The organism is Brevundimonas vesicularis NBRC 12165 (assembly GCF_001592205.1).
Taxonomy (GTDB): domain Bacteria; phylum Pseudomonadota; class Alphaproteobacteria; order Caulobacterales; family Caulobacteraceae; genus Brevundimonas; species Brevundimonas vesicularis.
In genome coordinates this window covers 15,658-37,775 of record NZ_BCWM01000017.1, presented here as the reverse complement: position 1 = coordinate 37,775, position 22,118 = coordinate 15,658, and the positions used below count along the sequence as shown (strand labels likewise).

Annotated in this window: 22 protein-coding genes and 2 riboswitches; of the genes, 7 read left to right on the top strand and 15 right to left on the bottom strand. The window is 67.7% G+C overall.

Features of this window, described 5'->3' with window-relative positions:
- Nucleotides 1–23: 23 nt before the first annotated feature.
- Complete coding sequence (gene gcvH / locus BVE01S_RS13395) at nucleotides 24–389, bottom strand: glycine cleavage system protein GcvH (RefSeq protein ID WP_045810337.1); 366 nt, start codon at nucleotides 387–389, stop codon at nucleotides 24–26.
- Nucleotides 390–400: 11 nt separating this feature from the next.
- Nucleotides 401–1,513 carry a glycine cleavage system aminomethyltransferase GcvT gene (gene gcvT, locus BVE01S_RS13390; protein ID WP_066628518.1) on the bottom strand — a complete coding sequence of 371 codons (1,113 nt, stop codon included), beginning with the start codon at nucleotides 1,511–1,513 and terminating at the stop codon, nucleotides 401–403.
- A 55-nt stretch (nucleotides 1,514–1,568) separates the two neighbouring features.
- Nucleotides 1,569–1,653, bottom strand: a riboswitch (glycine riboswitch).
- A 3-nt stretch (nucleotides 1,654–1,656) separates the two neighbouring features.
- Nucleotides 1,657–1,754, bottom strand: a riboswitch (glycine riboswitch).
- Between the two features lie 105 nt (nucleotides 1,755–1,859).
- On the opposite strand from gcvT, the gene BVE01S_RS13385 reads away from it, so the two are divergent.
- The 3 genes from BVE01S_RS13385 to pncA all read left to right on the top strand — a co-directional run bounded on the left by BVE01S_RS13385 (nucleotide 1,860) and on the right by pncA (nucleotide 4,614).
- The gene (locus BVE01S_RS13385; RefSeq protein ID WP_066628515.1) at nucleotides 1,860–2,897 is read left to right on the top strand and encodes an alpha/beta hydrolase; all 1,038 of its coding nucleotides are present in this window, start codon (nucleotides 1,860–1,862) and stop codon (nucleotides 2,895–2,897) included.
- A gap of 131 nt (nucleotides 2,898–3,028) precedes the next feature.
- Nucleotides 3,029–3,994, top strand: a complete 966-nt coding sequence (locus tag BVE01S_RS13380) for a class 1 fructose-bisphosphatase (RefSeq protein WP_066628512.1) — start codon at nucleotides 3,029–3,031, stop codon at nucleotides 3,992–3,994.
- Nucleotides 3,994–4,614, top strand: a complete 621-nt coding sequence (gene pncA / locus BVE01S_RS13375) for a bifunctional nicotinamidase/pyrazinamidase (protein ID WP_066628511.1) — start codon at nucleotides 3,994–3,996, stop codon at nucleotides 4,612–4,614. The genes BVE01S_RS13380 and pncA overlap by 1 nt, the downstream gene beginning before the upstream one ends.
- 7 nt (nucleotides 4,615–4,621) lie before the next feature.
- Here the strand turns inward: pncA and BVE01S_RS13370 are convergent, their stop codons facing one another.
- From BVE01S_RS13370 to xseA, 8 genes are all read right to left on the bottom strand, one after another.
- The gene (locus tag BVE01S_RS13370; RefSeq protein WP_066628509.1) at nucleotides 4,622–5,932 is read right to left on the bottom strand and encodes a Y-family DNA polymerase; all 1,311 of its coding nucleotides are present in this window, start codon (nucleotides 5,930–5,932) and stop codon (nucleotides 4,622–4,624) included.
- Nucleotides 5,933–6,165: 233 nt separating this feature from the next.
- On the bottom strand, nucleotides 6,166–7,173 hold the full coding sequence (locus BVE01S_RS13365) for an adenosine deaminase (protein WP_066628507.1): 1,008 nt from the start codon (nucleotides 7,171–7,173) through the stop codon (nucleotides 6,166–6,168).
- Nucleotides 7,174–7,209: 36 nt separating this feature from the next.
- Nucleotides 7,210–9,012: an arginine--tRNA ligase gene (argS, locus tag BVE01S_RS13360; RefSeq protein WP_066628505.1), complete on the bottom strand. Its 1,803-nt coding sequence runs from the start codon at nucleotides 9,010–9,012 to the stop codon at nucleotides 7,210–7,212.
- Entirely contained in the window at nucleotides 9,012–9,698 is a 687-nt protein-coding gene (locus BVE01S_RS13355) for a Tat pathway signal sequence domain protein (RefSeq protein WP_066628503.1), read from the bottom strand. Before BVE01S_RS13355 ends, argS begins: the two co-directional genes overlap by 1 nt.
- Nucleotides 9,699–9,806: 108 nt before the next feature.
- A complete protein-coding gene (locus BVE01S_RS13350; protein WP_055804066.1) occupies nucleotides 9,807–10,250 on the bottom strand; it encodes a PaaI family thioesterase in 444 nt (147 codons plus the stop codon).
- 74 nt (nucleotides 10,251–10,324) lie between these two features.
- A complete protein-coding gene (locus tag BVE01S_RS13345) occupies nucleotides 10,325–10,891 on the bottom strand; it encodes a DUF3035 domain-containing protein (protein ID WP_066628500.1) in 567 nt (188 codons plus the stop codon).
- A 71-nt stretch (nucleotides 10,892–10,962) separates the two neighbouring features.
- Complete coding sequence (gene lspA, locus BVE01S_RS13340) at nucleotides 10,963–11,469, bottom strand: signal peptidase II (protein WP_066628498.1); 507 nt, start codon at nucleotides 11,467–11,469, stop codon at nucleotides 10,963–10,965.
- 64 nt (nucleotides 11,470–11,533) lie between these two features.
- Complete coding sequence (xseA, locus tag BVE01S_RS13335; RefSeq protein ID WP_066628496.1) at nucleotides 11,534–13,129, bottom strand: exodeoxyribonuclease VII large subunit; 1,596 nt, start codon at nucleotides 13,127–13,129, stop codon at nucleotides 11,534–11,536.
- A 64-nt stretch (nucleotides 13,130–13,193) separates the two neighbouring features.
- Here xseA and BVE01S_RS17060 point away from each other — a divergent pair, with 64 nt between their 5' ends.
- From BVE01S_RS17060 to purD, 3 genes are all read left to right on the top strand, one after another.
- Nucleotides 13,194–13,355, top strand: a complete 162-nt coding sequence (locus tag BVE01S_RS17060) for a hypothetical protein (protein ID WP_165115848.1) — start codon at nucleotides 13,194–13,196, stop codon at nucleotides 13,353–13,355.
- A gap of 16 nt (nucleotides 13,356–13,371) precedes the next feature.
- Complete coding sequence (locus BVE01S_RS13330; RefSeq protein WP_066628494.1) at nucleotides 13,372–13,803, top strand: PRC-barrel domain-containing protein; 432 nt, start codon at nucleotides 13,372–13,374, stop codon at nucleotides 13,801–13,803.
- A 73-nt stretch (nucleotides 13,804–13,876) separates the two neighbouring features.
- A complete protein-coding gene (gene purD, locus BVE01S_RS13325; protein WP_066628491.1) occupies nucleotides 13,877–15,151 on the top strand; it encodes a phosphoribosylamine--glycine ligase in 1,275 nt (424 codons plus the stop codon).
- Between the two features lie 3 nt (nucleotides 15,152–15,154).
- Here the strand turns inward: purD and BVE01S_RS13320 are convergent, their stop codons facing one another.
- Nucleotides 15,155–15,847 (bottom strand): murein L,D-transpeptidase catalytic domain family protein, encoded by a 693-nt coding sequence (locus tag BVE01S_RS13320; protein WP_066628488.1) that lies wholly within the window; start codon nucleotides 15,845–15,847, stop codon nucleotides 15,155–15,157.
- A 114-nt stretch (nucleotides 15,848–15,961) separates the two neighbouring features.
- Between BVE01S_RS13320 and BVE01S_RS13315 the strand changes: the two genes are divergently transcribed.
- On the top strand, nucleotides 15,962–17,287 hold the full coding sequence (locus BVE01S_RS13315; protein WP_066628484.1) for a metal-dependent hydrolase family protein: 1,326 nt from the start codon (nucleotides 15,962–15,964) through the stop codon (nucleotides 17,285–17,287).
- Here the strand turns inward: BVE01S_RS13315 and lpxK are convergent.
- The 4 genes from lpxK to BVE01S_RS13295 are packed head-to-tail and all read right to left on the bottom strand — an operon-like array spanning nucleotide 17,272 to nucleotide 22,097.
- Nucleotides 17,272–18,288 (bottom strand): tetraacyldisaccharide 4'-kinase, encoded by a 1,017-nt coding sequence (lpxK, locus tag BVE01S_RS13310; protein WP_066628613.1) that lies wholly within the window; start codon nucleotides 18,286–18,288, stop codon nucleotides 17,272–17,274. The genes BVE01S_RS13315 and lpxK overlap by 16 nt on opposite strands.
- Entirely contained in the window at nucleotides 18,285–19,577 is a 1,293-nt protein-coding gene (locus BVE01S_RS13305) for a 3-deoxy-D-manno-octulosonic acid transferase (RefSeq protein ID WP_066628482.1), read from the bottom strand. The genes lpxK and BVE01S_RS13305 overlap by 4 nt, the downstream gene beginning before the upstream one ends.
- A 10-nt stretch (nucleotides 19,578–19,587) precedes the next feature.
- Complete coding sequence (locus BVE01S_RS13300; RefSeq protein WP_066628475.1) at nucleotides 19,588–20,271, bottom strand: lysophospholipid acyltransferase family protein; 684 nt, start codon at nucleotides 20,269–20,271, stop codon at nucleotides 19,588–19,590.
- Complete coding sequence (locus tag BVE01S_RS13295; protein ID WP_066628610.1) at nucleotides 20,268–22,097, bottom strand: ABC transporter ATP-binding protein; 1,830 nt, start codon at nucleotides 22,095–22,097, stop codon at nucleotides 20,268–20,270. Before BVE01S_RS13295 ends, BVE01S_RS13300 begins: the two co-directional genes overlap by 4 nt.
- Nucleotides 22,098–22,118: the final 21 nt, after the last annotated feature.

Below are 22,118 nucleotides of genomic sequence, written 5' to 3'. Positions count from 1 at the left end.
CCCGAGGGTGACGGAGTTTGAGATTAGAGGGTGGCGAGGAAGGCGTCGTAGGCGGCCTGGTCCATCAGGGCGTCCAGTTGCGAGGCGTCCGAGACCTTGATCTTGGCGAACCAGCCGTCGGCCTCGGCGCCCGAGTTGACGGTTTCCGGGGCGGTCGACAGGGCGTCGTTCGCCTCGACCACTTCGCCCGAGACGGGGGCGTAGACGTCCGACGCCGCCTTGACGCTTTCGACCACGGCGAAGCTGTCGCCCTTGGAGACGGTCTTGCCGACTTCAGGCACTTCGACGAACACCACGTCGCCCAGGGCGTCGGCGGCGTGTTTGGAGATGCCGACGGTGGCGATGTCGCCGTCCAGGCTGACCCACTCGTGATCCTTGGTGAACTTCATGGTCTGATCTCTCAGGCTTTGGGTTTGCGGTAATAGCGTTGAGCCACGAAGGGCATGGCGACGACTTCGGCGGAGGCGGTCTTGCCGCGCACAATGACCTTCAGCGCCGTGCCCAGGGCGGCATGGGCCGGCGGGACGTAGCCCATGGCGATGTTCTTGCCCAAGGTGGGGGAGGGGCCGCCCGAGGTGACCTTGCCGATCACGGCGCCGTCGGCGTCGGCGATCTCGGCGCCCTCACGGGCCGGGGCGCCTTCCTTGACGATCAGACCGACGCGAACGCGGGCGGGGCCGTCGGACAGTTCCTTGAGGATACGGTCGGCGCCGGCGAAGTCCCCGCGTTCCTTGCGCGACTTGGACAGGGCGAAGGTCAGGGCGCCTTCGACCGGCGAGGTGGACGGGTCGATGTCGTGGCCGTGCAGCGGCAGGCCGGCTTCCAGACGCAAGCTGTCGCGGGCGCCCAGGCCGATCGGCTTGACGCGAGCGTCTTCCAGAATGGTGTTCCAGATGCGCTCGGCCTGGTCCGCCGGGACCGAAATCTCATAGCCGTCTTCGCCGGTGTAGCCCGAGCGAGACACATAGCAGTCGGCGCCGAACAGCATCAGACGGGCGCATTCCATGAAGCCCATTTCGGCCAGGATCGGCTCGTGCGCGGCCATGACCTCGGCGGCTTCCGGCCCCTGGATGGCGATCAGCGCGCGGTCCAGCACCGTCAGCTTGGCGTCGCCTTCGAGGTTGGCCTTCCAGAAGGCGAAGTCCTCGTCCTTGTTGCCGGCGTTGACGACGACGAACAGGCCGTCGTGATCCGGCCGTCCGGCCATCAGGTCGTCGATGACGCCGCCGTCCTTGTTCAGCAGCAGCGAATATTTCTGTTTGCCGGCCTTCAGGATCGCGTAGTCGCCGGGCACGAACCGCTCGAACTGGGCGGTCGCGTCCTCGCCGGTGATCTTGCACTGGCCCATATGGGAGACGTCGAAGAGACCGGCGTGTTCCCGCGTCCAGCGATGCTCGGCCAGAACGCCTTCGTACTGGACCGGCATGTCATAGCCGCCGAACCCCACCATGCGGGCCCCCAGCGCGCGGTGCGCGGCGTTCAGGGGCGTGGTCTTCAGGGTCTGGTCGGTCATGGTTCAGGCTTTCACGGTCGCGTGTTGTGGCGGAGCTCCGCCGTCCTCGCGCCCCCGCTGTCCTGAAGCCTGAGAGATTCCGGCGACCAAATCATGTCGCCTTGCTCCGTCGGCGCGCCCGAATGGGCGACTTTCCAGCGTCCGTGTGCTTCGCGGTCCGTTTGCCTGAGCGTTTCCGGGGCGGTTGCGCCTTCGGCGTCGAACCCTGTTTCCAGCGCCCGATCTCTCCCGCGAGAGCGTGCGACCTAAGGCATCGACTCAAGCGCCAAGTCAAGCGGGCCGGGAACAAGGTTGCGTGCGGCGGGTTGTCGTTCCGGACCCCGAAACCAGACCCAGGAATGCGAAAATGTCCATTATTGACAAGCTGTTCGGCGACGACGACAAGCCGCGCGACACCCCCGCCAAGGCCGACGGCCCGATGCAGAAGGTGTTGGACGAACTGGCGTCTCTCGGCGGCAAGCCGATTGAGACCCTGTCGCCCGAGGAGGCTCGTCAGCAACCGACCCCGACTGACGCGGTGAAATCGCTGTTGCGCAAGGACGGCAAGGACCCCAGCGACGACATGGGCGTCAAAACCAGCGACATCACCATCCCCGGCGCCGCCGGCCCGATCCAGGCGCGCATCTACAAGCCGCACGACCATTCCGAAGACAAGCTGCACCCGGTCGTCGTCTATTTCCACGGCGGCGGCTTCGTGATCGCGGATCTGGACGTCTATGACGGCGGCCCGCGCGGCGTGTCCAAAATGGCCGATGTGATCGTGGTCTCGGTCCATTATCGCCAGGCCCCGGAACACCATTTCCCCGCCGCGCACGACGACGCCCTGGCCGCTTATCGCTGGGTGCTGGAGAATGCGCAGACCTTCCGCGGAGACCCGCAGAAGGTGGCGGTGATGGGCGAAAGCGCAGGCGGCAACCTGGCCATCGGCGTGTCGATGATGGCGCGCGACGCCGGCCTGGCCGCGCCCAAACATCAGGTGCTGGTCTATCCCGTCGCCGGCGTGGACATGGACAATGAGTCGTACGTCGAGAACGCCGACGCCAAGCCGCTGAACAAGCCGATGATGAAGTGGTTCGTGAAACACATCTTCGCCAACGAGGCCGATGCTCAGGACCCGCGCATCAATATCGTCGAGAAGGCGAACCTGGCGGGCCTGCCCTCGACGACGGTGATCTGCGCCGAGATCGATCCGCTGCGCACCGAGGGCGAGCTGCTGGCCGAGAAGCTGGAGCAGGCGGGCGTCGATGTGCGTCACAAGACCTTCCACGGCTCAACGCACGAGTTCTTCGGCATGGCGGCGGTCGTGCCGGATGCGGCGGCGGCCCAAACCTTCGCCGCCCATGAATTGAAGCGGGCGTTCGGTACGGCGATCCTGCCGATCTGATCGACAACGCCGAAGGATAAGGAAACGCCCCGGTTTCGCCGGGGCGTTTTTGTTGTCGCCTCGCCCTGCCGCCTTGCCCTAGGGCCTGTCCCCCGCCAAAACGGCGCAACGCCCAGAACCGGACCGACCGCATGACCCGCACACGCCTCGACGCCCATATCGCCGCCCTGGATGCGCCCGAGGGGCTGAAGACGGTTCTGACCGTGGTCGCCGCCACCTGCGCGGACATCAGCAAGGTCGTTGCGGGCGGCGCCCTGGCCGGGGCGCTGGGCGCATCGGGACAGATCAATGTGCAGGACGAGGAGCAGAAGAAGCTCGACGTCATGACCAATGACATGCTGACCGAGGCCCTGCTGGCCAGCCCGGCCGTCGCCGGCGTCGCGTCCGAAGAGATGGACGAGGTCCAGCCGGCCTCTAATCCGGCCGGCGAATATCTGGTGCTGTTCGACCCGCTGGACGGCTCGTCCAACATCGACATCAACGCGCCTGTGGGCACCATCGTCTCGGTGCTGAAGTCCGCGACGGCGACCCCGACCGAGGCCGATTTCATGCAGTCTGGCCGCCATCAGGTCGCCGCCCTCTACGCCGTCTATGGGCCGCAAACCATGCTTGTGCTGACGACCGGCGCGGGCGTGAAGGGGTTCACCCTGTCGAACGACGGCGACTGGATCCTGACCCACGACGAGATCGCCATTTCGCCGGACACCAAGGAGTTCGCCATCAACATGTCGAACCTGCGCCACTGGGCCGAGCCGGTGCAGACCTATGTCGGCGACCTGCTGAAGGGCGAAGAGGGGCCTCGGGCCAAGAACTTCAACATGCGCTGGGTCGCGGCCATGGTCGCGGATGTTCACCGCATCCTGATGCGCGGCGGGGTCTTCCTCTATCCCTGGGATCGGCGCGAGCCGAACAAGCCGGGCAAGCTGCGGCTGATGTACGAAGGCAATCCGATGGCCTTCCTGGTCGAGCAAGCGGGCGGCAAGGCGACGACGGACGGACGCCAGGCCATTCTGGACGTGCAGCCCGAGCATCTGCACCAGCGCATCCCCGTCGCGCTCGGTTCGGCCAACGAGATCGACGCCTACGCAGGCGTCTGATGAGCGACGCCCTTCTGGTCATCGATCCGCAGAACGACTTCTGTGAAGGCGGCCGTCTGGCGGTAGCCGGCGGCGCGGGGATCATGCCGCTGATCAACCGGCTGTCGGCTCGGTTCGACCGGGTGATCGTGACCCAGGACTGGCATACGTCGGACCAGATCAGCTTCGCCTCCAACCACCCCGGCACGGCGCCCTTTACTGAGATCGAGGTCGCCTATGGTCGCCAGATGCTGTGGCCGGATCATTGTCTTCAGGGCACGCCTGGCGCCGACTTTCATCCTGATGCAGCGCCGACGGTCGAGAAGGCCATGGCCGTGATCCGCAAGGGTTATAATCCGGCGGTCGACAGCTATTCCGGCTTTTTCGAGAACGATCGCCGCACCCCGACGGGGCTGTCCGGCCTGTTGCGTGAACTCGGCGTGACGCGCGTTTTCCTGTGCGGTCTGGCTTTCGACTACTGCGTCCGCTTCACCGCCGAAGACGCGGTTCGCGAGGGGTTCGAAGCCGTGGTGATCGCCGACGCCAGCCGGGCCATCGCGTCGCAGACCGAGACGGCGGCCCAAGACAGTTTCCGGGCCTTGGGCGTGGCGGAAATCGCGGCGGCGTCCCTGCTGAGCTAGGTGGGCCTCACTCCCAGAAATCCTCGGCCTCGGGGATGCGGGTGAAGGCGATCTTGGCGCCGATATAGTCGGGCAGGCCGGCCTTGGGGCCGATGCTGACGGTGTCCTTGCCGTAGCGGCGGTTCAGCGCATCCAGCGCCTGGGACAGGCGCAGGGACGGAGCCTCGCCATCCTGATCCGGACCGGCGGCGAACAGGTCCGTCTCGAAGGCGTCGCGGGCTTTCAGGCCGTGTACACCGACTCCGACATAGCTCAGGCGTCCCGCCTCCAGCTCCGGCTCGACCTTGCGCCACAGACTGTCGAGCGCGGCCAGAAGGGCGAAGGTGTCCTGCGTCGGCGCGATGGGACAACTCATCGCCGCCGTTTCCCAGCCGCGTCGACCGCTTCGGGGCGTCGCCTTCGGCCCCATGTCCAGATGCAGGGTCAGGCTGGCGCCGGTCAGGCCCATGCGCCGCAGGCGGGCTCCGCACTTGACCACCAGCCGCCGCGCCACGGCCCGCGCCTTGTCCGGGGTCCGCATGGCCTGGGCCAGGACGTGGCTGTGGCTGATCGAGGCGGGCGGTTTTTCCGGCGTCGGCTCGCTGTCCAGACCGTGCAGGCCGCGCCAGATGCGTTCGCCCTCGATGCTGTTCCAGACCGCCCGGGCCTGTTTCGCGCTCATGTTCCAAAGGCCGGCCGTGTCGGTGACCCCCGCCGCCTGCAACCGGACCTGCATGCGCGAGCCGATGCCCGGATATTTCGACAGCGGCACGTCCAGCAAGGGACCGGGCAGCTCGTTGGCGCGCAGCACCGTCAGTCCGGCGGGCTTCTGCATGCCGCAGGCGGTCTTGGCCAGGAACCGCGATGGCGCCAGCCCGACGGACGACCGCAGACAGTCGCCGACGTTTTGCAGGATGCCCGCCTGAATCCGGCGGGCCAGGGCGACGGCGTTCGCCTCCAGCCGTTCTGGACCCAGCAACTCGCAGGAACATTCGTCGATCGAGCCGACCTTCCACACCGGCACATGGCGGTCGATCTCGGCCATGATCTGCTGATGGATTTTGACGTAAAGGTCGGGGCGCGCCTCGGCGACGATCAGGTCGGGGCACAGTTTGCGCGCCTCGGACACCCGCATCCCGGTCTGAACGCCCCAGGCCTTGCTCTCATAGCTGGCGGCGATGGCGCCGGTGTATTCGCTCATCGCCGGCCGCACGATGACCGGCTTGCCCCGCCAGTCGGGGTTCATCTGCTGTTCGACGCTGGCGAAGAAGGCGTTCAGATCGACGAACAGCCAGCGGAGGTTCGCGCTGTATTCAGCCTTGATGCCAGCCTGGTCCATCGGCAGAACATACCAGGAACATCTGGTTCGAGGAAGCGATCACCTCTTCCTTTCGTCATTCTGGGCGAAGCGTAGCGAAGACCCGGAACCCAGCGGCGCGCGGGAGCGCGAACCTGTCGCGGACTCCAGTGTTTCAAATGGCATGCGGCGGACGCATTTCGCCTTCGGCGCCGCTGGGTTCCGGGTCTTCGGGCCAAGCGGCCCTTCGCCCGGAATGACGAAAGGAGAGGGCGTCAGGTCGCCGCGTAAGCATCAACCTCAGCCAGGTAGGCCGCCTTCTCCGCTTCGCCCAGGAACGAGCCTTCGAAACTGTTCTTCGCCAACTGCGTCACCTGATCGCGCGTAAGGCCGATGGCCTCAGCCAGCCGGCTGTAGTTATCGTTCACATATCCCCCAAAATAGGACGGGTCGTCCGAGTTCAGGGTGACGTGCAGGCCCCGGCGCAGCATCTCGGGCACGGGATGGTCCTTCAGGTCATCGACCACGCACAGCTTCAGGTTCGACAGAGGGCAGACGGTCAGGGTCATCTGCTCGGCGGCCAGCCGCTGCACCAGCGCCTCGTCCTCCATCGACCGATTGCCGTGATCCATCCGGTCGATGTTCAGCAGGTCCAGCGCCTCATGGACATAGGCGGGCGGCCCTTCTTCGCCGGCGTGGGCGCACAGTTTCAGGCCCAGCTCACGCGCGGCGGCGAAGACGCGCTGGAACTTGGACGGCGGATGGCCGACCTCCGACGAATCCAGACCCACCCCGATGAAATGGTGCAGATAGGGTTTGGCCGCCTCCAGCGTCGCGAAGGCTTCGTCCTCGGTCAGGTGGCGCAGGAAGCTGAGGATCAGGCCGCTTGAGACGCCCAGCTCCGCCTTGGCCCGGTCCATGCCTGCGATCAGCCCCTCGACCACCACGCCGAAGGGCACGCCTCGGTCGGTATGGGTCTGGGGATCGAAGAAGATTTCGGCGTGGCGCACATTATCCGCCGCCGCGCGCTGGAAATAGGCGAAGGCCAGATCCTCGAAATCCTGCCGCATCAGCAGGACGGCGGCCCCCGCATAGTAGATGTTTAGGAAGTCCTGCAGGTTCGAGAAATCATAGGCCGCCCGCACCGCCTCGACGCTGTCATAGGGAATGGACACGCCGTTCCGCTGCGCCAGCTCAAACATCAGCTCGGGCTCCAGCGAGCCCTCGATATGCAGGTGCAGTTCGGCCTTGGGCAGGCCGGCGATATAGGCGTCGAGCGACATGGGCGATCTCCGGGAGGATGTCGCCCCGTCTATACCCTACATCCGCTCCGGCGTGTCGATGCCCAGCAGGTTCAGCGCGATTTCCAGCTGGCGCAGAGCCGCAGCGGACAGGGCCAGACGCGAGCGTTTGGTCGCTTCGTCCGGCGCGATCAGCACGGGGCAGGCGGCGTAGAATTTCGAGAAGGACTGGGCCACGCGATAGGCGTGTTCGGCGACCAGATGCGGCATCCGCTTGTCGTAGGCGTCCGACACGGCCGTCGAGAAGGCGTCCAGCGTCAGGGCCAGATCGCGCTCCGCCGGTTCGGCGATGACGATGGCGCCGGGCGTCAGTCCCTGTTCGGCGCCCTTGCGCAGCAGGGATTTGATGCGGACCGACTGGTAAAGCAGATACGGTCCGGTCTTGCCCTCGAAGCTCATGAAGCGGTCGAGATCGAAGACGTAGCTGGTGGTGCGCGCGTTCGACAGGTCGGCGAACTTCAAGGCCGCGATGGCCACCTTGTGCGCGATGGCCTCGAACTCTTCCGGCGACAGGTCGTCGCCCAGCTTGGCTTCGCGCAAACGCTCGCGCGCCTTGTCCGTCGCCTGGTCGATCAGGTCGCGCAGCTTCAGCACGCCGCCGGCGCGCGTCTTGAAGGGCTTGCCGTCCTGTCCGTTCATCGTGCCGAAGCCGAGATGCTCCAGCGCGCCCTGCTCGGCGTAACCAGCCAGATAGGCGGCGCGGAAGACCTGTTCGAAATGCTCGGCCTGGCGTTCGTCGACAACGTAGAGGGCCAGGTCGGGCGCCAGAGCCTTCTTGCGGTCCAGGATGGTGGCCAGGTCGGTCGTGCCGTACATGGCCGAGCCTTCCGAGCTGATGACCAGCAGGGGCGGGGGCGAGGGGGCCTCGATCACCGAGCCGTCGGCCAGCTTCTTCTTGCGCGTCTCGCCGGGCTTGGCGACGTGAACCACCTGGGCGCCGTCGTCCTCGACCAGCAGGCCGGTCTCTTTCAGGTGCGCCAGCATTTCCGGCATCTGCGGATCGGCGTCGCTCTCGCCGTTCCACAGGTCGAAATCGACCGACAGGTCGCCGTATTCGCGCTTCAGCGCCTCACGGCTGACCGCCACGAAATGCTGCCAGAGCGCGCGATAGCCGGAACGTCCGTTTTGGAGTTCCGCCGTCGCCTTGCGGGCGCGATCGCGGAAGACCGGATCCTCCTTGGCCTTGCCGGCGGCCTGCGGATAAAGGCGGTCCAGGTCGGCCAAGGTCACGGGGCTGTCGACCGGGAAGGGGCCGTCGCCCTCGGCCATGAAGGCGTCGGCCAGCTTTTCGTCACCGCAGGCGACGATCAGCAGACCCATCTGGAAGCCCCAGTCGCCGAAGTGGGCGTCGCCGGTGACGTGGTCGCCGCGGAAGCGGAACAGCCGCTTCAGGCTTTCGCCGATGATGGCGCTGCGCAAATGACCGACGTGCATCGGCTTGGCGACATTGGGACCACCGTAGTCGATGACCACCTGGCGCGGTTCGGCCACGGTCGCGGCGCCCGCGTGGGCGGCGTCGTTCGCCACCTCGGTGGCCCGTTCGGCCAGCAGCGCGTCGGAGAGCTTCAGATTGATGAAGCCCGGTCCCGCGACCTCCACCGAGGCGAAGCGTGCATCCGCGCTTAGGCGCTCGGCGATCTTGCCGGCCAGATCGCGTGGATTGGCCTTCAGCGCCTTGGCGGCGGCGAGCGCGCCATTGGACTGGAAATCGGCCAGGTCGGGGCGGTCCGACGGGGTTACGCGGGCCAGGGCCGGGTCCACGCCTTCGGCGGCGAAGGCGGCGGCGACCGCTTCGCTGAGGACGGTCTTCAGATCAGACATTATTGGCTCGGTGCGGAGGCAGGCGCTGGCGCGGCGGGCGTCGTGCCGGCGTTAACGCGGAAGCGGCTGCCCGAGCGGTTGAACTCGGCCATTTCCGGCGTCACGTCGAAACCGACCAGGATTTCGAAGTTGCTGCCGCTGGTCTCGATGCCGGCGCGCGGAATGACGATGGTGCGCTTTTCAGTGACCGAGGCGGTGCGCTGGCCCTCGAAGTTCACCGGCAGATCGAAGTATTCCTTGGACAGGATGGCGTTGTTCCGCTCGGTCACCGCGATCCAGTAGCGGTAGGTGCGCTGCTCGCCCGCCGCCTGCGGGCCGCGGCCCAGGTTGAACAGCACGTCCATGTCGACGCGAATCGGATCGGCCTCGCGATATTCGCAGTCCGAGGCGATGCCCTCGATCTCGCCGGTGTAGCCGACGTTGGCCACGGCGGCGCGGCCGCCTTCCAGCTCGACGTAGCGGGCGGCGTCGTAGAGGATCTTCACATAGGGGCAGGGGCCGGCGTTGGCGCGGCGACGCAGGGGTGCGATGCGCGGCGCGCGCGACGGCGCGGCGTCTTCACCCGAGGCCTGCTGCTGTTGGCCGCCGCGCTCGCGTTGACGTTGGGAGGTCTGGGCCTCGGCGGCGACGGGCAGGACGGAGGCCGCGATGGAGAGGGCGGCCAGGGCGGTGAACACGCGACGCATCAGCTTATTTTTCCGACAGCGAGAGAGGGCGCACGACGATCGGCGGCCGATCATCAACGCTCGCCGCTGATAGCGGCTAAAGCGAGGCGCGGCAAACGCTTGCTGCCCTCAGCGCTCCATCACCAGGCAGGTCGAGGTCGCGGTCGCATAGAGCTTGCCGTCCAGGCCGCGCAGATCGGCCTCCGAGAAGGCCGCGCGGCGACCGGCCTGAACGATCCGGCCCTCGGCACGAACCGGCGTGCCGGCCGTCAGCGCCTTGTGAAAAACCGTCTTCAGTTCCAGCGTCGTATAGGTCTGGCCCGGCCGGAGCGTCGAATGCACGACGCAGCCGCAGGCCGAGTCGAGCACCGTCGCGATCCAACCGCCATGGACCGTGCCCAGCGGATTATAGACGGCGGTGGTGGGGATGGCCTCGAACACCACCCGGCCTTCTTCAACTTCGGTCAGTTCGAAGCCGACGGTGCGGGCGATGGGCGCGATGAAGCCGCCCGTCATGCCCAGACGCAGTTGGTCGATCCCAGACAGGGCGGCGATATCGACGGTTTCGGTCATGCAAACGGCTCCTGATCAGGTCCGTTTACAATAAAGACGGACGCTGCCGTGGCAAGCGCCCGTCGTATCGGTCTTTACAGGCCCGGCAGTTTGAATCCGCTGCTGCGACGCGGCTGGATCGTGATGGCCTGCTGGCCGCCGGTCAGAGCCTGAAGACGGGCGGCCTCGGTCGAGGCGTCGATGGTCTTCTGGCCTTCGGCGGTCTGGCGAACCGTCGGGGCCTGGGTCGAGGCGTCGTCCTTGCGCCAGAACATCAGCCGGTCGGCGAAGCTCTGGTCCTTGTGCGCCAGATCGCCGAACTCGTCATCGACGACATAGCGGGCCAGGGGGTCGGCCTGTTCGCCGCCGGCCTGAGCCACCAGGACCTGTTCGCCCGGCGTGCGGGTGACGGCCTGACGCTGACCCAGAAGAATCTGACGCGCGGCGCTTTCGGGGGCCAGTTCCTGCGGGCGCGGCTGGCCCGGCGCGGGCGGACGCAGGCCGTACTCCGGCGGAATGCTGAGCGGGGCGGTCGAGACGGTGACGAACTCGTCCGGCACCACCTTTGTCAGGCCGATGCCCTGTTTGATGCTTCCGCAGGCCGAGACGGCGAGCGCGGAGGAGGCGACGAGGGTCAGGACGGCGACACTGCGGATACGCATGGTTTCAGGCTCTGGTCGGCTGATGCACGAAACGCCGCTCGGGCGTTGTTGGCATAGTGAAGACGGGGTGATTACGACTTTTCGGGGGCCGCGCCAACCTTCACAGGCTTGTCGGAGATCAGGCTGTCGATAATCAGCAGCACGACACCGATGGTGATGGCGCTGTCGGCGACGTTGAACACCCAGGGAAAGACGCCGGTGCCCGAGAAGTCGATGAAGTCGACCACATAGCCGAAGCGGATCCGGTCGATCACATTGCCCAGCGCCCCGCCCATGACGAAACCGATTGCGGTGATCAGCAGGCGTCGGTTCGATTGCGTCGCCCACCAGGCCAGGCCGGCCGAGACGACGATGGAGAAGATGGCCAGGCCCCAGCGCGCTTCGCCGCCGCCGAACAGGCCGAAGCTGACGCCGGTGTTCTCGACCCAGCTGAAGTTGAGGATCGGCGGGAAGACCGGGATGCGGCCGACTTCCTGCAGCGACAGGCCGCTGATGATCCAGGCCTTGGTCAGCTGATCCAGAATGATGATCAGGAGGGCGAACACATAGGCGGTGACGGCAAGGCGCGTGATCTTCATGCGGCGCCGTTAGCAGGAAGCGGCGCCGGGGCGAAGCGGAAAACGCGGATCATATCCGCCGCCGTCAGAACAGGCTGCCCTGATCGGCGGCGGACGGCTTCGGCTTGGCCGCCGGACGCGGCGGGAACGGACGGGGTTCGCCGCCGTCGATTGTCGCGGGCTGAACGCCGTCGCCGAACACCAGCCGGACCGCCTGACCCGCCTCCAGCGCCTTGGCCGAGGTGATCCAGGCGCCGTCTGAATCTTCCACGCGGGCGAAGCCGGGCTTGGGCCGTCCGGGGTCCAGGGTCGTCAGCGCGCGCGACAGCGCCGCCAGGCGATCGGCGTCCCGCTCCAGTCGGCGCGGCAGGACCCCATCCAGCCGCGCCCCGACGGCTTCAAGCCGGGCCTGACGCTGGTCCAGTCGTCGATGCAGCGGTTCGGGCGACAGCCGCCCGGAGACCTGCAACAACCGCCGTTCGCCGCGCGCCACGCCGGCCTGAAGCGCTGCGCCCAACCGGTCGCCCGCGCCGCGCAGCCGGTCCTGCCCCCGCTCGATCCGCTGGCGCAGCAGGGCTGGGCTCAGCTTGCCGCCCGTCACCGCCAGATGCCGCTCGTGCAGGGCGACGTTGCGTTGCAGGCCCGATCCCAGCCGGCTCGAAACATGGTCCAGTCGTTGTTGCGCCAGAGCCAGTAGGTCCTCCGGTCGCGCCGGCAGGCCGCGCGCCACGGCCCTTAGGCGCGTGCGTCGATCCTCGATCAGCCGTCCGCCTGCCTGCACCATGCGCCGGTCCATGTCGGCGACGGTATAGCGCAGGTCCGCCAGCACCGGCGTCGCCATTTCGGCCGCGCCCGTCGGGGTCGGCGCCCGGCGATCCGAGACGAAGTCGATCAGGGTCGTATCCGTCTCGTGCCCCACGGCCGAGATGATCGGAATGCGCGCCGCCACCACGGTCCGCGCCAGACCTTCGTCGTTGAAGCACCACAGGTCCTCGACCGACCCGCCGCCGCGCGCGACGATCAGAAGGTCCGGGCGGGGGATCGGCCCGTCGGCGGTCATCGCATCAAAGCCGCGAATGGCGTTCGACACCTGACCGCAGGCCGATTCGCCCTGAACGACCACGGGCCAGACGATGACACGACAGGGCCAGCGTTCGGCAATCCGGTGCAGCACGTCGCGAATCACCGCGCCGGTCGGGCTGGTGATCACGCCGATGGTCGCGGGAAAGGCGGGCAGGGGCTTCTTGCGCCCCGGCTCGAACAGCCCTTCCTCACGCAAGCGGACCTTCAGCCGTTCCAACTGGGCCAGCAGGGCGCCCGCCCCGGCCGCTTCCATGCTCTCGATTACGATCTGATAGGACGACCGCGCCGGATAGGAGGTGATCTTGCCGGTGACGATGACCTCCAGCCCCGCCTCGGGCTGGACGCCGAGGCCGCGCACCGACCCCTTCCACACCACGCCGTCGATGGCCGACTTGTCGTCCTTCAGTGTCAGATAGATGTGGCCCGAGGCGTGGCGATTGACCTTGGAGACCTCGCCGCGCAGCCGCACGTGGCCGAACCGGTCTTCCAGCGTGCGCTTCAGCGCGAACGACAGCTCCGAGATCGACAGGGGCGGATTGTTGTCGCGCGGGGCGGGGACCTCGGCCGGGCCTTCGAATACGTAGGAGTCGTCGCTCATGGAAGCATCCTAGCCTGCGTCGATCCGCCCGGGAACGCCGCACGCGCCCTGTCGTTCGACTTTCATGGCCGCCGACCCGCCCGGAACCGATCCTTCTGACCGTGACCCGCACGAGCGCGATCTGTCGCGCCGCGCCGGGGGCGGCGGCGCCATGAGCCCGTGGCTGATCATCGGCTGCATCATTCTGCTGGGCCTGGGCGTCTACGTCGTCTCGGCCCTGCTCTAATGTCTAAGGAGGCCGTATGAACCGCTTCGTCCCGCTCGCCGCCATTCTTTGCCTGACTGGCGGCGTCGTCGCCTGCTCGGATCGCGACGACGATGTGGTCCAGGCCCCAGCGCCGGGCGCGGCGCCCGTGGCCTTGCCGGATCAACAGGCGGATGCCGCCGCCTCGAACGCCGCCTTGGCCTTCAACATGACCCGCGATCAGCTGGAGGATGCAGACCTGTATTCGCGCGCCAACGTCGATCTGGGCGATGTCGAAACCCTGGTGCTGGACGCTTCGGGCGCCCTGACCCATCTGGTCGTCGAACTGGAGGGACCTGGCGACATGAAGGTGTTGGTTCCGGTCGCGGACGTGTCTCCGATCGACCGCAACGGCGACCGGGATCTGGTCACCGATCTGACGCCCGGCCAGCTGCAGGCCCTGCCGGCGTGGACCCCGCCAGCGCGCTGATTGGAGGCTGAATGCGGCGTTAAGTCTGACGGGCGCTTGACCGGCCGGCGCCGGCCGGTCATTGCCCGATCTCATGAACATTCTTCTCGTCGGATCGGGCGGCCGCGAACACGCCCTGGCCTGGAAGATCGCCCAGTCTCCGCTGGTCACGCGCCTGGTCGCCGCACCGGGCAACCCTGGCATCGAGAAGCTGTGCGAGCTGCGCGCCGTCAAGGCGGACGACGCCGACGGCCTGGCCGCCCTGGCCAGAGAGATTAAGGCCGATCTGGTCGTTGTGGGGCCGGAGGTGGCGCTGGCCGCTGGTCTCGCCGACCGCCTCGCCTCGGCCGGCATTCCCTGCTTCGGGCCGACCGCGAAGGCGGCGCAGCTGGAAACGTCAAAGGCCTTTTCGAAGGGCTTCCTTGAACGGCACGAAATCCCCACCGCCGGCTACGGCGTCTATGACACGGTCAAGGACGCCAAGGCGGCGCTGGACGTGTTCCGGCCGCCCTATGTGATCAAGGCCGATGGCCTGGCCGCCGGCAAGGGCGTGGCCATCAGCCCCGACCGCCCCGACGCCGAGGCCGAAATCGAACGGATGCTGGGCGGCCGGTTCGGCGCGGCCGGCGCCCGCGTCGTCATCGAGGAGTTCATGGACGGCGAGGAAGGCTCGCTGTTCGCCCTGTGCGACGGTCAACGCGCCCTGCTGTTCGGCGGCGCCCAGGACCACAAGCGCGCCTTCGACGGCGACCTTGGTCCCAACACCGGCGGCATGGGCGCCTACTCCCCCGCCCCCGTCTTCACGCCCGAACTGGTGCAGCAGGCCGATGCGCTGATCGTCCAGCCGACGATCCGCAAGATGGCCGAAGAGGGCGCGCCCTATCGCGGCGTCCTCTACGCCGGTCTGATGGCGACCGAGGACGGCCCCAAGGTGGTCGAGTTCAACGCCCGTTTCGGCGACCCGGAATGCCAGGTGCTGATGATGCGGATGGCGGGCGACATCGTCCCCTATCTGCTGGGCTGCGCGCGCGGCGACGTCTCGGGTCTGGCTTCGCCCGCCTTCAAGCCTCAGACGGTGATCTGCGTGGTCATGGCCGCCAAGGGCTATCCCGACAGCCCGCTGGAAGGCTCGATCATCCGTGGCGCCGATCAGGACTTCGGCCCCCATGTCCAGGTCTTTCACGCCGGAACCAAGCGCCGCGACGACGGCTTGCTGGCCGCCTCGGGCGGGCGCGTCCTGAACGTCTGCGCCGAGGGCGACGACATCGCCCAGGCCCGCGAACGCGCCTATGCCGCCATCCGCAAGATCGACTGGCCGGGCGGCTTCAACCGCTCCGACATCGGCTGGCGCGCGCTGGAGCGGGGCTGAAGCCTAGGCCGCCGCGAACAGCAGTCGGCCTTCGCCCATGCGCTCGCGCAAGGCCGGAAGGTCGGTGTGGGCGACCGAGAAACAGCCATAGCTGCGACCCAGCTTGCCTTCGCGCGCCAGGAAGTCGGGATCGGCGTAATCGGCGCCGTGGATGATGATGGCGCGCTCGCGCGCCTTGTCGTTGGTGTATTCCAGCCCGTCCAGCAGCACGTTCGGCCCCTGCTGCGCGCCCCAGTTGGCGCCCGCCGTCGCATAGGCGCCGATCGAGGACATGTTGGAATCGGGCGTGTTGGAAAAGCGCTGGGCATAGCCGGTGTGGCTGGGGTCCGATCCCCGACCGTGGCAGGTGCGCAGCACCTTCACTTCACCCGCGATCAAGTCGACTTCGTACAGCCGCTCCTCGCCCGAAAACTTCTGGAAATCGACCAGATACATCCGGTCGCGCAAAGGCAGGCGATGATGATGGGTGTCCAGCGCGGTCATGGCGCGCTCCATCAGGTCCTTGCGAACGTGACCGCGCGGATCCAGCGGCGGAGGCGTCAGGGCGGAGGTCTGGACCGTGGGCAAACCGACCTGCGGCATCGCGATCGGGGCTGCGGTCTGAGCCGTGGTCAGCGGCGCCCTGGCGCTTGCGCTGGCGCATCCCGCCAGCATGGCCGATCCGCCCAGAATAAGTCCTCGTCTCGATAGCCGCATGCGACGCCCTCGTTGCGGTTGGTCTTGAGGCGTGTTTGTTTCAGTTGGTTACGGGCGAGGCAACCTGAGCCTTGTGGGGCATTTTTGCGGCCGACGCGTCGCGGGGAGATATCGATGAAACGTTTTGGAATCGCGCTGGCGGCGCTGATTGCGTCGGCGGTAAGCGCTCACGCGCAGCAAACCCCCGTGGCCACAGGCGTTTCGACGCAACAGAACACAACGTTCGTTGAGGCCGGAAGGTTGCTTGCGGATCCGTCGAACGGCGTTGTGCAACGCGATAAAACTCTCGTGATCAGAGGGAACCAGGTCGTTGAAATGCGCGACGGCTTCGTCGGCGACCCTTCTCAGGGCAAGGTCGTGGACCTGCGCCAGGCCTTTGTTCTGCCCGGCCTGATCGACAGCCACGTCCATTTGACCGGCCAGCAAAACCCTAACGCACGCCTCGAAGAGGTGACCCTTTCGGACGCGGACCAGGCGATGGTCGGCGCCCGCTATGCGCGTCGGACCCTGATGGCCGGCTTTACAACGGTGGCGGATCTGGGCGCCTCGAACCAAGCCATCTTCGCCCTGCGAAACGCCGTTCGGAACGGCGACGTGCCGGGACCGCGCATCATTGCGGCGGGGTCGTCGGTGTCGATTCACGGCGGGCATGGCGACATCAACGGCTATCGCGAGGACGTCATGCACCTGCTGTCGTCCGAAAGCATCTGCTCGGGACCTGAGGACTGCATGCGGGCTGTGCGCACCCAGGTTCGCGCCGGCGCCGACATCATCAAGATCACCGCGACGGGCGGCGTGCTGTCCAATACCGCCGCCGGCCTGAACCAGCAGTTCAGCGACGACGAACTGGCCGCCATCGTCGGCAGCGCCCACCGCATGGGCCGCCAGGTGACGGCGCACGCCCACGGCGTGGACGGCATCAACGCCTTCCTGCGGGCCGGCGGCGATTCCATCGAGCACGGGACCTATCTGGACGATCAGTCGATCCGCCTGTTCAAGTCGAACGGCGCTTGGCTGATCCCGACCCTGCTGGCTGGGGATTTTGTGGCGCGCATCGCCTCGGGACCCGACAACTTCTTCACCCCCGCCCAGACGGCCAAGGCGCTGGAAGCCGGGCCCAAGATGCTGGACATGGCGCGCCGCGCGCACGAGGGCGGGGTCAAGATCGCCTTCGGCACCGACTCGGGCGTTTCGGCCCACGGCGACAACGCCCAGGAGTTCGCCCTTCTGGTCCGCGCCGGCCTGAGCCCGCTCGAGGCCATCCAGGCCGCCACCGTCGGCGCCGCCGAACACCTGCGTATCGCCAATGAGGCCGGGAAGATCGCCGTGGGCATGCCCGCCGACATCGTGGCCGTTTTGGGCGATCCGCTGACGGATGTGACTGAGCTGGAGCGGATGAGGTTCGTGATGAAGTCCGGCGTCGTCTATCGCGCCGACTGAATCCGGTCGTTCAGGAAGGCGGCGAAAGCCGCCTCGTCCTCGAACCGGGCGACGACCGGCCAGGCGACGACGTCCTTGCGCTGCTCGGGCGTCAGCCGAACCCAGTCCTTTTCCGTCGTGACCAGGCCGGCGTCGAACACCGCCGCCCGGTCGGTCAGGAACGTCATGTCGGCGTCGCTATAGGCCGCGTGGTCGGGAAAGGGGACGAAGTCGACCAGGTCGCAGCCCGCCGCCGTCAGCGACCGCTCGACCTTCCAGGGCTTGGCGATGCCGGCGAACCCGACTTGCGGCCCTGACGGCGGCGGTCCCTCCGACGTCAGGCGCGCGACAAAGACGGGCAGGGCGCCGAACACCGCCAGCAGTTCGGGATCGGCGTCTTCGACATCGGTCGGCAGCATGACCACCACGGCGTCGGCGCGCGCCAGGCCGGCCTTCAGCGGCTCGCGCATGGGGCCGGACGGAAAGACCGAACCGTCTCCGAACGGCCATTCGTCGCCGCGCGTCTCGCCGTCCACGACGATCAGGCTGACGGTCTTTTTCAGCGCCGGATTCTGATGGCCGTCGTCCAGCACTAGAGCCAGCGCCCCCTCCGCGACGGCGGCCTTGGCGCCCGCCACGCGATCGCGCGCGATCCAGACCGGCGATCCCTGCGCCAGCATCAGGGGCTCGTCACCGACATCGTCGGCCGTATGGATTTGAGGATCGACCTGGACCGGCCCTTCGAGCCGCCCGCCATAGCCGCGCGACAGACCTTGCGCCTCCACCCCCGCCGCCCGCAGCAGCCGCAGGGTTTCGCGCGCGACCGGCGTCTTGCCCGATCCGCCGACCGTCAGATTGCCGACCGAGATGACCGCGCAGCCGGGGTCGACCGGGACCGTTTTCGCGATCCGGCGCGCGGTCACGGCGGCCCAAACCAAGCCGAGCGGTTTCAGCGCCGTGCGCGTCATTCGGGCGTGGTTGCTGTCGCGCACATACCACCAGCGCGGCGTGTTCAGCTTCATCGCCGGCCCTGCCTCTGCGGCATCAGCGGCGACAGCAGCGCCCACAGTCGCTCCAGCCCGCCTCCAGCCTCGACCGCCGCGCGACGCCCGCGTTCGCCCATGGCCCTGGCCGCGTTCAGGTCTTCCAGCAGCGGCTCGATGATGCCGGGCAGGTCGGACGGCGCCTGAACCAGGGCCAGGCCTCCCGCCTCGACCAGGGCCGCCGTCACCGGCGCCCAGTTGGACGCATCCGGCCCTGTAATCGTCGGCTTGCCCAGCCGCGCGGGCTCCAGCGGATTATGCCCACCGACCGGCGGCAGGCCGATGGCGGGCGCGAAAGACCCGCCCATTACCACGACATCGGCCAGCCGCAGGAACAGGCCCATCTCGTTCAGCGTATCGGCCAGATAGATGTCGGTGTCCGGCCCGATCGTCTCACCCCGCGAGCGCATGGCGAAGGCGTATCCGTCGTGTTGCAGCGCCTGGGCGATGTGCGCCCCCCGCTCAGGATGGCGTGGCGTCAGGATCAGGCAGACCCGTTCATTCAGATGGTCCAGCGCGCGCACGATGGCGACTTCTTCGCCCTCATGGGTGCTTGCGGCGACGATCACCGGCCGGTCGCCGATGGCGGCGCTCAAACGGCTGAAGGCGGCGGGATCGTGGGGCAGGACCTCGCCGGAGAGTTTCAGGTTCACAAGCCCGTCGATCCGCGCGCCCATGCCCTCCAGCCGCTGGGCAGAGACCGCATCCTGCGGCAGGACCAGATCAAAGGCGCCGGTCAGCACCCGCGCCGAGGCCGGAAACCGCGCCCAGCCCTCGACCGTGTTTTCAGTGATCCGCGCGCTGACCAGGGCCAGTTTCACGCCACGACGTTTCGCCTCAAGCAGCAGGTTCGGCCACAGTTCGCTTTCGACGAAGACCGCAAGGCTTGGCCGCCAATGATCCAGGAACCGCTCGACCACGCCCGGCGCATCGACCGGCGCATATTGGTGGATCACGCCCGCCGGCAGCCGTTCGGTCAGAATCTGCGCCGAGGTCACGGTGCTGGAGGTGACCAGAACGGTCAGGTCGGGACGCGCCTTCGTCAGCCGCTCGACCACGGGCAGCAGCGACAGGCTCTCGCCCACGCTGACGCCGTGCAGCCAGACCAGATCGCCCACGGGGCGCTCGGTGCGGGTGAAGCCCATCCGCTCGTCCACCCGCACCGGGTCTTCTTTGCCCCGCCTGGCGCGCGCATCCAGCAGGCGCGGGGCCAGCGGCTCCAGCGCACGCGTCGCCAGCCGATAGGCGATCAGCGGCAAGGGCGTCACGGCTGCTTCCTCACGGCTTCAGACCCGTGATCGCATCGGCCCGCGCCTCGACGTCGTTCAGCCGCGCGGCCCAGTCCTGGCGGACGTGATCCAGGTCGTCGCCGGTCGGATAATCGGCGATGTCCCACACGATGGCGCCTTTGGCGAAGGGCAGGGGCAGAATTGCGCGATCCCAGCTGTTCAGCCGGATGGCCGGATTGCACGACATGCCGATGAACAGCGTCGGCGCCTTTGAGATCTTGGCCATCATCGGCAGACCCTCGGCCATCTGGCGCGCCGGGCCGCGCGGACCGTCCGGCGTGATGGCCAGGGCGCCGATCTTCAACTGACGCAGGCCCGCCCGTAGCGCCTGCGACCCTCCCTTGTCCCGATCCGCCTTGTCCTTGTTCGAAGACGAACCGCGAATGGCGGGAAAGCCCTGGCGGGCCACGGCCTTTGCGATGAACTGACCGTCCGCCGACAGGGAAATCAACGCCTTGGCCGGCTGCGCGCGGTTTAGCGGCCAGCACGCCGGCGACAGGCCGATGCGCGAATGCCAGAAGGCGCACAGCACCCCGCCGCCCCGGGCCCAGACCCCCTCGGCCACCGCCTGGTTTTCATGGGTCCAGCGCATGGTGGCGAAGCAAAACTGCATCCAGTGCGCCAGGATGAAGGACAGGCTGGCCTGGACGGCCGGAATGCGCAGCGGCCTCAAGCGACGGTCTCGACGGTGGGCTGAACGCCGTCCAGCGACTGCTGGCGGGCCAGGCGGGAATAGAGGCCGCCTTGGGCGACCAGAGCGTCGTGCGAGCCTTCCTCGACCACCCGGCCGGCCTCGATCACATAGATGCGGTCGGCGTTTCTGACGGTGGACAGGCGGTGGGCGATCATCAGGGTGGCGCGGCCCTGCATCAGCCGCTCCAGCGCCGCCTGGACCAGGGCCTCGCTTTCGGTGTCCAGGGCGCTGGTGGCCTCATCCAGCAGCAGTATGGGCGCATCCTTGACGAAGGCGCGGGCGATGGCGATCCGCTGGCGCTGACCGCCGGACAGGCGCAGGCCCGCCTCGCCCGCGCGGGTGTCGTAACCTTGCGGCAGGGCCGTGATGAAGTCATGGGCGGCGGCGGATCGCGCGGCGTCCTCGATCTGCGCCTGCGTCGCGCCCGGCCGGCCATAGGCGATGTTGGCGGCGATGGTGTCGTCGAACAGGAAGGGCTCCTGCGTCACCAGGGCGATGTGATCGCGCAGATCATGGATGCGAAGCGCACGGACGTCCGCGCCGTTGATCGTCACCGCCCCGCCCGTCACGTCATAGAAGCGCGGCAGCAGGCTCAGGATCGTGCTCTTGCCGCCGCCCGACGGCCCGACCAGGGCCACCGTCTCGCCCGGCGCGACCCGCAGGGATACCTGATCCAGCGTCGGCGCATCGGTCCCGGCGTAGGCGAAGGACACCTTGTCCAGCACGACCTCCACCGGCCCGGGGGCCAGGGGCGCGGCGTCGGCCGCCTCACGGATTTCGGGCTGGATGTCCAAGGCGCCGAACAGGCGGCGCGCGGCGGTGAAGCCCTCGCTCATCACCGTGGCCAGATTGGTCACCTGGCGCAGGGCTTGCCCGGCGGCCAGCAGCATGCCGATGAAGGCGGCGAACCCGCCCACCGTCATGTCGCCCGACTGCGCCCGCCATCCGGCGTAGGCCATGACGGCGGCGACGACGATATAGGCGACCAGATCGCTGGACGGACCGGCGAAGGCGCGGGCGTTGGCGCCCTTGATCACGTGGCGCTGGCGACGGGCGACCACCTCGGCGACGCGGTCCTGTTCGGCGGCCTCGCGGTTCTCGATCTTGATCAGGCGAACCCCGTCCAGATTCTCCATCAGGGCGGTGGACAGGTTCTCGGTCTCGGCCATGGCGCCGACGGCGGCCTTGCGCGTCTTGCGCCCGAACCGGCGCAGCACCAGCGCCACCAGCGGCACGCCCAGCAGCACGACGATCGTCAGCTGCCAGTCGATGAACCCCATGTAGATCAGGACCGCGATCAGGGTCAGCAGGTTCTGGGTGTAGTTGACCACGCCCGAGGTGAAGGCCTCGCGCACCATATTGGCGTCGAACAGCACCGAGGAGACGAAGCCGCCCGAGTGCTGGCTGCGTAAGCGCGCCAGATCGGCGCGGATCATGGCCCCGAACAGGCGAATCTGGATGTCGCCGACGATGGTGTGGCCCAGCCGGTTGACCAGAGCCGCCTGACCCAGCGCCGCCAGGGTCCGCGCAATGGCGACGGTCAGGATGGCGACCGGGATCCAGACGACGGCTTTGTCCGCCGGAAAGGTCACCAGGCCGAACAGGCTGATCGGCCTGGTCCCGCCAAGGAACAGACCGTTGACGGCCGGCTCCAGCAGCTTCAGCAGCGCCGCCGTCAGCAGGCCCGTCGTCGCCGCGCACAAGACCGACAGGATCAGCGATCCCTTGTGCTTGGACAGATAGTCGCGCCAAATCCGCGCCAACAGGGCGCGCAGCGGCATGGTTTCGGAGGCGGCGACGGTCATCGGCTCTCGGTCGTCCGAGCC

Coding starts and splice junctions, on each gene's coding strand:
- gcvH (WP_045810337.1), bottom strand. CDS start 389: ATGAAGTTCACCAAGGATCACGAGTGGGTCAGCCTGGACGGCGACATC.
- gcvT (WP_066628518.1), bottom strand. CDS start 1,513: ATGACCGACCAGACCCTGAAGACCACGCCCCTGAACGCCGCGCACCGC.
- BVE01S_RS13385 (WP_066628515.1), top strand. CDS start 1,860: ATGTCCATTATTGACAAGCTGTTCGGCGACGACGACAAGCCGCGCGAC.
- BVE01S_RS13380 (WP_066628512.1), top strand. CDS start 3,029: ATGACCCGCACACGCCTCGACGCCCATATCGCCGCCCTGGATGCGCCC.
- pncA (WP_066628511.1), top strand. CDS start 3,994: ATGAGCGACGCCCTTCTGGTCATCGATCCGCAGAACGACTTCTGTGAA.
- BVE01S_RS13370 (WP_066628509.1), bottom strand. CDS start 5,932: ATGGACCAGGCTGGCATCAAGGCTGAATACAGCGCGAACCTCCGCTGG.
- BVE01S_RS13365 (WP_066628507.1), bottom strand. CDS start 7,173: ATGTCGCTCGACGCCTATATCGCCGGCCTGCCCAAGGCCGAACTGCAC.
- argS (WP_066628505.1), bottom strand. CDS start 9,012: ATGTCTGATCTGAAGACCGTCCTCAGCGAAGCGGTCGCCGCCGCCTTC.
- BVE01S_RS13355 (WP_066628503.1), bottom strand. CDS start 9,698: ATGCGTCGCGTGTTCACCGCCCTGGCCGCCCTCTCCATCGCGGCCTCC.
- BVE01S_RS13350 (WP_055804066.1), bottom strand. CDS start 10,250: ATGACCGAAACCGTCGATATCGCCGCCCTGTCTGGGATCGACCAACTG.
- BVE01S_RS13345 (WP_066628500.1), bottom strand. CDS start 10,891: ATGCGTATCCGCAGTGTCGCCGTCCTGACCCTCGTCGCCTCCTCCGCG.
- lspA (WP_066628498.1), bottom strand. CDS start 11,469: ATGAAGATCACGCGCCTTGCCGTCACCGCCTATGTGTTCGCCCTCCTG.
- xseA (WP_066628496.1), bottom strand. CDS start 13,129: ATGAGCGACGACTCCTACGTATTCGAAGGCCCGGCCGAGGTCCCCGCC.
- BVE01S_RS17060 (WP_165115848.1), top strand. CDS start 13,194: ATGGCCGCCGACCCGCCCGGAACCGATCCTTCTGACCGTGACCCGCAC.
- BVE01S_RS13330 (WP_066628494.1), top strand. CDS start 13,372: ATGAACCGCTTCGTCCCGCTCGCCGCCATTCTTTGCCTGACTGGCGGC.
- purD (WP_066628491.1), top strand. CDS start 13,877: ATGAACATTCTTCTCGTCGGATCGGGCGGCCGCGAACACGCCCTGGCC.
- BVE01S_RS13320 (WP_066628488.1), bottom strand. CDS start 15,847: ATGCGGCTATCGAGACGAGGACTTATTCTGGGCGGATCGGCCATGCTG.
- BVE01S_RS13315 (WP_066628484.1), top strand. CDS start 15,962: ATGAAACGTTTTGGAATCGCGCTGGCGGCGCTGATTGCGTCGGCGGTA.
- lpxK (WP_066628613.1), bottom strand. CDS start 18,288: ATGAAGCTGAACACGCCGCGCTGGTGGTATGTGCGCGACAGCAACCAC.
- BVE01S_RS13295 (WP_066628610.1), bottom strand. CDS start 22,097: ATGACCGTCGCCGCCTCCGAAACCATGCCGCTGCGCGCCCTGTTGGCG.